This is a genomic window from Enterobacter cloacae complex sp. IR5384, assembly GCF_049237265.1.
GTDB lineage: Bacteria > Pseudomonadota > Gammaproteobacteria > Enterobacterales > Enterobacteriaceae > Enterobacter > Enterobacter cloacae.
In genome coordinates, this window is record NZ_JBMKHJ010000025.1 from 70221 (window position 1) to 78280 (window position 8060).

The window sequence follows — 8060 nt, forward strand, 5'->3', positions numbered from 1 at the left end:
TGATGAAAATTTGGCCTGTCAAACATAGCCCCTTGCTGCGTCAGCCAGAGCGTTTTATCGCCAGGGACGAGCTGAAATCGCTGATTCAGAAGGTGACGCATAACCTGGTCAATATCCACGACAAAACGGGTGAATTTTTGCTGCGGCTGGACGACGGGCGCGTCATAGATACCAAAGGCTGGGCAGGGTGGGAGTGGACGCACGGCGTCGGGTTGTACGGTATCTGGCAGTACTACTGCCTGACCGGCGACGACGGAATGCGCGACATTATCGACAGCTGGTTTGCGGACCGTTTTGCGGAAGGGGCAACCACCAAAAACGTGAATACCATGTCGCCGTTCCTGACGCTGGCGTACCGCTATGAAGAGACCCGAAATCCGGCCTGGCTGCCGTGGCTGGAGAGCTGGGCGGAGTGGGCGATGCATGAGATGCCGCGTACCGAACACGGCGGCATGCAGCACATTACCCTGGCGGAAGAGAACGCGCAGCAGATGTGGGATGACACGCTGATGATGACGGTCCTGCCGCTGGCCAAAATTGGCAAGCTGCTGAACAAACCGGAATACGTTGAGGAGGCCGTGTACCAGTTCCTGCTGCACGTGCAGAACCTGATGGACCGGGAGACCGGGCTGTGGTTCCACGGCTGGAACTATGACGGCAACCATAACTTTGCCCATGCCCGCTGGGCGCGTGGCAACAGCTGGCTCACCATTGTGATCCCGGACTTCCTCGAACTGGTCGATCTGCCGGAAAACAACGCCGTGCGCCGTTATCTGACGCAGGTTTCCAATGCGCAGATTGCCGCGCTGGCGACATGTCAGGACGACAGTGGCCTGTGGCATACGCTGCTCGACGACCCAGACTCATACCTGGAGGCGTCGGCCACGGCAGGCTTTGCCTACGGTATACTTAAGGCCGTGCGTAAACGCTATGTGGCGGCGGAATACGCTGAGGTCGCGGAGAAAGCCATCAGAGGGATTGTGAAAAACATCTCGCCGGAAGGGGAACTGCTGCAAACGTCGTTCGGAACCGGGATGGGGAGCGATCTGGAGTTTTACCGCCAGATCCCGCTGACGTCGATGCCGTACGGTCAGGCAATGGCGATCCTCTGCTTGACGGAGTATTTGCGGAAGTACTTCTGATCATAAAAAAACCCGGCGATGATGGCCGGGTTTTTTGTATTACATACGTTCTACGGTTTCGATACCCAGGGTATCCAGACCCAGCTTCAGGGTCTTCGCCGTCAGCTGCGCCAGCTTCAGGCGGCTGTTGCGGACCGATTCATTTTCCGCAGACAGAATAGGGCAGTGCTCGTAGAAGCCGGAGAACAGACCGGCCAGATCGTACAGGTAAGCACACATCACGTGCGGCGTACCGTCGCGTGCAACCACGGACAGCGTCTCTTCAAACTGCAGCAGACGGGCCGCCAGCTGGGCTTCGCGATCTTCGGTAATGGTGACGGTCGCATTCGCCAGCACGCTTTCATCGATATTCGCTTTACGGAACACCGAGAGCACGCGGGTGTAGGCATACTGCATGTACGGCGCGGTGTTACCTTCAAACGCCAGCATGTTGTCCCAGTCGAAGATATAGTCGGTGGTACGGTTCTTGGAGAGATCCGCGTATTTCACCGCACCGATACCCACGGCGTTCGCCAGTTTTTCCAGCTCCTCGGCCGGCATATCCGGGTTCTTCTCTGCCACCAGGCGACGGGCGCGTTCCAGCGCTTCATCCAGCAGGTCGGACAGCTTCACCGTACCGCCCGCACGGGTTTTGAACGGCTTGCCGTCTTTACCCAGCATCATGCCGAACATGTGGTGTTCCAGCGGCACGCAATCGGGAACATAACCGGCTTTACGCACGATAGTCCACGCCTGCATCAGGTGCTGGTGCTGACGGGAGTCGATGTAGTACAGCACGCGGTCAGCATGCAGCGTTTCGTAACGGTACTTCGCACAGGCGATATCGGTGGTGGTGTAGAGGTAGCCGCCATCCTTTTTCTGGATGATCACGCCCATCGGTTCGCCTTCCTTGTTTTTGTACTCATCAAGGAATACGACCGTTGCGCCTTCGCTCTCAACCGCCAGATGTTTGGCCTTCAGGTCGGCCACAATGCCCGGCAGCATTGGGTTATAGAGGCTTTCACCCATCACGTCGTCGCGGGTCAGGGTGACGTTCAGACGGTTATAGGTGAGCTGATTCTGGGACATGGTGATGTCCACCAGCTTGCGCCACATCTCCAGGAAGTACGGGTCGCCGCCCTGCAGTTTCACCACATAGCTACGCGCGCGCTCGGCGAAGGCTTCATCTTCGTCGTAGTGTTTTTTGGCTTCACGGTAGAACCCTTCCAGGTCCGCCAGCGCCATTTCACCCGCGTTTTCCTGCTGCTGTTTTTCCAGGTAAGCAATCAGCATACCGAACTGGGTACCCCAGTCGCCCACGTGGTTCGCGCGGATCACCTTGTGACCGAGGAACTCAAGGGTGCGTACTGCCGCGTCACCGATGATGGTGGATCGCAGGTGGCCAACGTGCATCTCTTTCGCGACGTTTGGCGCGGAGTAGTCAATCACCACGGTCTGTGGCTCTGGCTGGGCTACGCCCAGACGGTCAGATTTCAGCGCTGCGTCAACGTGGCTTGCCAGGAAGGCCGGCTCAAGGAAAATGTTGATAAAGCCCGGGCCCGCGATTTCGGTTTTGCTGGCAATGCCGGTGAGATCCAGATGAGTCAGCACCTGCTCAGCCAGTTGTCGCGGCGGCATGCCCAGTTTTTTAGCCACTGCCATCACGCCATTAGCCTGATAGTCGCCAAACTGTACTTTCGCTGACTGACGAACCTGCGGTTCGCAATCCGCAGGCGCACCTGCGGCAATCAGTGCCTGACTGACTTTTTCTGAGAGAAGAGCCTGAATATTCACCTGGATACCTTACGTTTTTGATGCGGGCTGACTGCCACCCGCGCCAGTTAAAGAATGAGGGCGGGAGTATACTGCAAATGCCTTCTGGCGTCAGCATTGCGGGGGGCGAAGATTGCGCAGAATCCAGGCTAAGAAAGCATGCATAATCATGCAGTGATAAAAAGCGTCATTCCGCGGTTGGTCAAAAGGGGGCAACAGAGTAAATTAGCGGCTTTGCGACACGATAAGAGACTGACTTATGGCGAACTGGCAATCCATTGACGAACTGCATGATATTTCCGCAGATTTACCGCGCTTCACCCAGGCGTTCACAGAACTTGCCACCCGTCTTGGTCTGGACATTGCGCCGCTTGAGGCCGATCACATCTCCTTGCGCTGTCATCAGAACGCCACCGCCGAGCGCTGGCGTCGCGGGTTTGAACAGTGCGGGGAACTGCTCTCTGAGAACATCATCAACGGCCGTCCTATCTGCCTGTTTAAACTGCATGAGCCGGTCTGCGTAGCGCACTGGCAATTTAGCGTTGTTGAGCTGCCGTGGCCGGGAGAAAAACGTTACCCGCATGAAGGCTGGGAGCACATCGAAATCGTGTTGCCTGGCGAGCCCGAAACGCTGAATGCGCGCGCGCTGGCGCTGCTGTCTGATGAGGGGTTGAGCAAGCCGGGTATCTTTGTGAAAACGAGTTCACCAAAAGGCGAGCGCGAGCGTTTACCGAACCCGACGCTGGCCGTGACTGACGGACAGGTGACGGTGAAGTTCCATCCCTGGACGATAGAACAGATTGTTGCCAGCGAAGAGTAAGCGTTGTGACGACACGCGAAGACCGGCCGGGAGCGGCGTGTCATGATGGTGCATTACGCGAAATTTTAGGAGGAGTGGATGGCGCTGCTGGAGATTTGCTGTTACAGCGTGGAGTGTGCCGCGACGGCGCAACAGCGGGGGGCTGACCGCATTGAACTGTGCGCGGCACCGAAAGAAGGGGGGTTAACGCCCTCGTACGGTGTGTTGAAGTCTGCCCGTCAGGCTGTCACCGTTCCGGTACACCCTATCATTCGTCCTCGGGGCGGTGATTTTTGTTACACGGCAGGCGAGTTCAATGCCATGCTTGACGATATCGCCCTTGTTCGCGATCTGGGTTTCCCGGGGCTGGTGACGGGGCTGCTCGATGAAGAAGGCAACGTCGATGTACCGCGTATGCGCCAGGTAATGGCGGCCGCAAAGGGGATGGCGGTAACATTTCATCGCGCGTTCGATATGTGTAAAAACCCATTGCAAGCCTTTGATACCCTTGCGGAACTTGGCGTGGCGCGTGTGCTGACATCGGGCCAGCAGTCGTCGGCTGAAAAAGGACTGCAATTAATTACGGAACTAAAAGCACATTCCGGTGTTCCAATAATAATGGCGGGTGCGGGAGTCCGTGCCAGCAATCTGGAACTGTTTTTAAACGCCGGGGTGGAAGAGCTGCACAGCTCTGCCGGGAAATGGATACCGTCGCCCATGCGTTATCGCAATACAGGGTTGTCTATGTCGACGGATGCTGAAGCGGATGAGTACTCACGCTACGGTGTAGATGGAGAGTCGGTTGCGGAAATGAAATCGCTGATTGAACGTCATCACGTGTAGCAACGTACCGATTTTTACCGCGCATCATGTCGCCCAATATGATGCTTGCTTGTACCAGGCCCCTGCCAATTACACAGGGGCCTTTTTTTCTCCTTCATATTTCAAGCCGCAGCTGCGTTGGCTGCCTCGCTCCCCCCAGTCACTTACTGATGTAAGCTCCTGGGGATTCGCTGCGTTGCCGCCTTGCTGCAACTTGAAATATTTTGGAGAAAACCTGCGATGACCAGGCCGGGTAAGGCGCAGCCGCCACCCGGCTAAAAGGCTACGGCTTCGTGGCAATCAACACCGCACGCATTGGCGCCGGATAGCCTTCAACGGTTTTGCTGTGGTCGGTTGGGTCAAGGAACTGCTCCAGCGATTCGGTCACCATCCACTCCGTGCGGCGTTGCTCCTCAATGGAGGTCACGCAGACGTCGGCGATGCGCACATCCACAAACCCGCACTTCTCCAGCCAGTTTTTCAGCGCCAGCGCGGAAGGAATGAAGTAGACGTTGCGCATTTGCGCGTAACGATCGCCGGGAACCAGAACGGTATTTTCATCGCCTTCGACCACCAGCGTTTCCAGCACCAGTTCGCCGCCGCTGACCAGCTGATCTTTCAGCTGCCATAAATGCTCCAGCGGGGAACGGCGGTGGTAAAGCACGCCCATGGAGAAGACGGTATCAAACGCTTTCAGCGCGGGCAGTTGCTCAATGCCCAGCGGCAGCAAATGCGCGCGCTGGTCGTTACCCAGCAGCTTACGCACGGCTTCGAACTGGCACAGGAACAACTGCATCGGGTCGATGCCAACGGCTAAATGCGCGCCCGCGCCAATCATGCGCCACATGTGGTAACCGCTACCGCAGCCGACGTCCAGAATGGTACGCCCGGTCAGGTCGGAGAGGTGCGGAAGCACGCGATCCCATTTCCAGTCGGAGCGCCATTCAGTATTGATATTCACCCCGTAGAGCGAAAACGGTCCTTTGCGCCACGGCATCAGGTTACGCATCAGCGTTTCGATGCGATTAATCTGCCCGGCGGGCAGCGGCTCTGCGCTTTCTGCCGTGACGCTGTGCAGCAGATCCAGACGGTGAGGCGTCAGCTTCGGCAGAAACTCCACCGCATTTGACCACTGCTTCAACAGCCCATGCTGCTGATCGCGCTGCCAGGTGGCAATCTGCGCAGGCAGCGTCTCCAGCCAGTGGGAGAGATGGTTTTTTGCAATCAGCTGATAGAAGTTACCGAACTCAATCATGCCGCGTCCTCAGCTTTCAGCGCCACCAGGGAGCCAAAGTTAAAGCACTGGAACCACAGTTCGCTGTGCTCAAAGCCTGCCTGGCGCAGACGCGCTTTATGGGTTTCCACGGAGTCCGTCAGCATCACGTTTTCCAGCATGCTGCGTTTCTGGCTAATCTCCAGCTCGCTGTAGCCGTTTGCACGTTTGAAATCGTGGTGCATGTTGAACAGCAGTTCGCCGACGGTCGCGTCTTCAAAGCTGAATTTCTCAGACAGCACCAGCGCGCCACCGGGGTTAAGGCCCTGATAAATTTTGTCCAGCAGCCGCTGGCGGTCATCGGGCACCAGGAACTGCAGGGTAAAATTCAGCACGACCATCGAGGCGTTGTGGATTTCGATGTCACGAATGTCGCCTTCAACGACCTCGACCGGAGTTGCCGCTTTCCAGGCATCAATATGACGGCGGCAGCGTTCAACCATCGCCGGGGAGTTATCGACGGCAATGATTTTACAGCCTTCGTGATGAACGTTACGACGTACCGACAACGTTGCCGCGCCGAGCGAGCAGCCCAGGTCATACACCTGCGTGCCGGGTTGAACGAAGCGCTCAGCCAGCATGCCGATCATGGAGATAATATTGGAATAACCGGGAACAGAGCGCTGGATCATATCCGGGAAGACTTCGGCTACCCGTTCATCGAAGGTCCAGTCGCCCAGGCTGGCGATAGGCGCGGAAAAAAGCGTGTCGCGATCTGACATAACGTAAAAATCCGGGAAAAATAAAGTGGCGTATTGTGCGCTAACGGAAGGAGAAAACCAACTCCCACGGCATATACCAAAGGTTAGCCAGCACCATCAGCAAAAGCGAACACCATGTCGCGCTCATGCCGGAACGACGCCAGCGGAATAAGCGGTGGTGAAAGCCGTAATAATGCATTAACCGACCCGCAATCAGCAGCAGGCCACAAATGTGTACCATCCAGGTTTCGGCGCCATTCATCTCCATAAACAGCAGCAAAATGAGTGCCACCGGAATGTACTCAACCGCGTTGCCGTGGATACGGATAGCGCTTTGCAGTTCGGAAAACCCCCCGTCGCCGTATGAGACGCGGTACTGCATTCTGAGTCGCACAACATCAAATGAAAATTTAATCAGCAGTAATGCACCTAGCACCGCATACAACGCGCTGACCATACAAACTCCCTGTGTTTTGGCAGATGGCGTCTCTATGATATGGCGTGATCTCAGAAAAGAGAAGATTGTTGTGGGATGGACGGCGCGCTGCCGAGCGACGGAACCGCGGTTTGCAGGGCCTGCCAGAGCGTATCGACCAGTTCGGGGGCCTGGGCGATATCCGGCGTATGTAAAAAGAGATACGGCGTGGTGGTCTGTTCCCATTTCGCTAACGTGTGCAGCCAGACGGCGAACATCTCCTGATTTTGCTGCATATTGTCGCTGCCGATAAACCGGACCATCGGATTGTGCGCGGTTACGATAGCGTGGACCGGGACTTTGGGCTTCTTGCGCTGGGCATCAATAATGGCTTCGTTATGCGCAATTGCGCTGTGAACAGGACGACTGTCAAGGAATAGACCCTCTTATGATACACTTCTCCAATCTCTTCATTACTCGCTATAAACTTCATGCCAAAAGCAATATCATACATACGATTTTCCACTAAAATTCAATCAGTTGGTGATTCTACTAAACGTCAAAGCAAGTACATTAACGATTGGTTGAAACGCAACCCTGATTACTATTTAGACGAATCACTACGCTTTCAAGATTTAGGTATTAGCGGCTTCTCTGGTGCTAATGCTAAGTCAGGTGCATTTGCTGAATTCTTAGCCGCTGTCGATTCCGGCTACATTGAAGCGGGTTCAGTGCTGTTAGTTGAGTCATTGGACAGGGTAAGCCGTCAGGACATCGACACAGCAGGGGAGCAGCTTAGAAAGATTCTCAGGGCTGGCGTTGAAGTGGTGACACTTGTCGATAACGAGTGGTACACGAAAGAAAGCCTGAAAGATTCACTGAGCATGATTAAAGCCATGCTGGTGATGGAAAGAGCACACGAAGAATCAGCGATGAAATCTACCCGTTTAAGGTCTGTATGGGCTGCTAAGAGGGAACGGGCTGCTAAAGGTGAAATCATGTCTAAGCGTTGTGCAGCATGGTTAAAGGTCTCTGAAGACCGTTCACACTTTTGACCTGCTCCCCGTTGATTAGTACACCCCGATGTTAGTAATGTCTTCATAAGCCACATGAGGACATCCCCATGAAGAAGCGTTTTTCCGACGAACAGATCATC

At 55.4% G+C, this 8060-nt stretch carries 8 protein-coding genes and 1 pseudogene; 4 read left to right on the plus strand and 5 right to left on the minus strand.

What is annotated here, in order from left to right; genetic code table 11:
• The first annotated feature begins 2 nt into the window (after nt 1-2).
• A complete protein-coding gene (locus tag ACOTX3_RS18410) occupies nt 3-1142 on the plus strand; it encodes a glycoside hydrolase family 88/105 protein (RefSeq protein WP_058678992.1) in 1140 nt (379 codons plus the stop codon).
• 39 nt (nt 1143-1181) lie between these two features.
• On the opposite strand, the gene argS is transcribed toward ACOTX3_RS18410, so the two are convergent.
• Nucleotides 1182-2915, minus strand: coding sequence for an arginine--tRNA ligase (gene argS / locus ACOTX3_RS18415; protein WP_013096072.1), 1734 nt, complete (start codon nt 2913-2915; stop codon nt 1182-1184).
• Nucleotides 2916-3153: 238 nt separating this feature from the next.
• Between argS and ACOTX3_RS18420 the strand changes: the two genes are divergently transcribed.
• Both ACOTX3_RS18420 and cutC read left to right on the plus strand, forming a co-directional pair.
• A complete protein-coding gene (locus tag ACOTX3_RS18420) occupies nt 3154-3714 on the plus strand; it encodes a VOC family protein (RefSeq protein WP_038419925.1) in 561 nt (186 codons plus the stop codon).
• Nucleotides 3715-3792: 78 nt separating this feature from the next.
• Complete coding sequence (cutC, locus tag ACOTX3_RS18425) at nt 3793-4536, plus strand: copper homeostasis protein CutC (RefSeq protein ID WP_047352442.1); 744 nt, start codon at nt 3793-3795, stop codon at nt 4534-4536.
• Between the two features lie 262 nt (nt 4537-4798).
• Here cutC and cmoB read toward each other — a convergent pair whose 3' ends face one another.
• The 4 genes and pseudogenes from cmoB to ACOTX3_RS18445 all read right to left on the minus strand — a co-directional run.
• The gene (gene cmoB, locus ACOTX3_RS18430) at nt 4799-5770 is read right to left on the minus strand and encodes a tRNA 5-methoxyuridine(34)/uridine 5-oxyacetic acid(34) synthase CmoB (RefSeq protein WP_058678990.1); all 972 of its coding nucleotides are present in this window, start codon (nt 5768-5770) and stop codon (nt 4799-4801) included.
• Nucleotides 5767-6510, minus strand: a complete 744-nt coding sequence (gene cmoA / locus ACOTX3_RS18435; protein WP_013096076.1) for a carboxy-S-adenosyl-L-methionine synthase CmoA — start codon at nt 6508-6510, stop codon at nt 5767-5769. Before cmoA ends, cmoB begins: the two co-directional genes overlap by 4 nt.
• 40 nt (nt 6511-6550) lie before the next feature.
• Nucleotides 6551-6946 carry an MAPEG family protein gene (locus ACOTX3_RS18440; RefSeq protein WP_013096077.1) on the minus strand — a complete coding sequence of 132 codons (396 nt, stop codon included), beginning with the start codon at nt 6944-6946 and terminating at the stop codon, nt 6551-6553.
• 50 nt (nt 6947-6996) lie between these two features.
• Nucleotides 6997-7344: pseudogene (locus tag ACOTX3_RS18445) on the minus strand (DUF72 domain-containing protein); the annotation flags it as partial.
• Between the two features lie 51 nt (nt 7345-7395).
• Between ACOTX3_RS18445 and ACOTX3_RS18450 the strand changes: the two are divergent.
• Nucleotides 7396-7959, plus strand: a complete 564-nt coding sequence (locus ACOTX3_RS18450; protein ID WP_250116805.1) for a recombinase family protein — start codon at nt 7396-7398, stop codon at nt 7957-7959.
• The last annotated feature ends 101 nt before the right edge of the window (nt 7960-8060 follow it).

Excerpts from the sequence above, each read along its gene's own strand:
- cmoB (WP_058678990.1), bottom strand. The coding sequence starts at position 5,770 with ATGATTGAGTTCGGTAACTTCTATCAGCTGATTGCAAAAAACCATCTC.
- ACOTX3_RS18450 (WP_250116805.1), top strand. The coding sequence starts at position 7,396 with ATGCCAAAAGCAATATCATACATACGATTTTCCACTAAAATTCAATCA.
- ACOTX3_RS18420 (WP_038419925.1), top strand. The coding sequence starts at position 3,154 with ATGGCGAACTGGCAATCCATTGACGAACTGCATGATATTTCCGCAGAT.
- cutC (WP_047352442.1), top strand. The coding sequence starts at position 3,793 with ATGGCGCTGCTGGAGATTTGCTGTTACAGCGTGGAGTGTGCCGCGACG.
- cmoA (WP_013096076.1), bottom strand. The coding sequence starts at position 6,510 with ATGTCAGATCGCGACACGCTTTTTTCCGCGCCTATCGCCAGCCTGGGC.
- ACOTX3_RS18440 (WP_013096077.1), bottom strand. The coding sequence starts at position 6,946 with ATGGTCAGCGCGTTGTATGCGGTGCTAGGTGCATTACTGCTGATTAAA.
- ACOTX3_RS18410 (WP_058678992.1), top strand. The coding sequence starts at position 3 with ATGAAAATTTGGCCTGTCAAACATAGCCCCTTGCTGCGTCAGCCAGAG.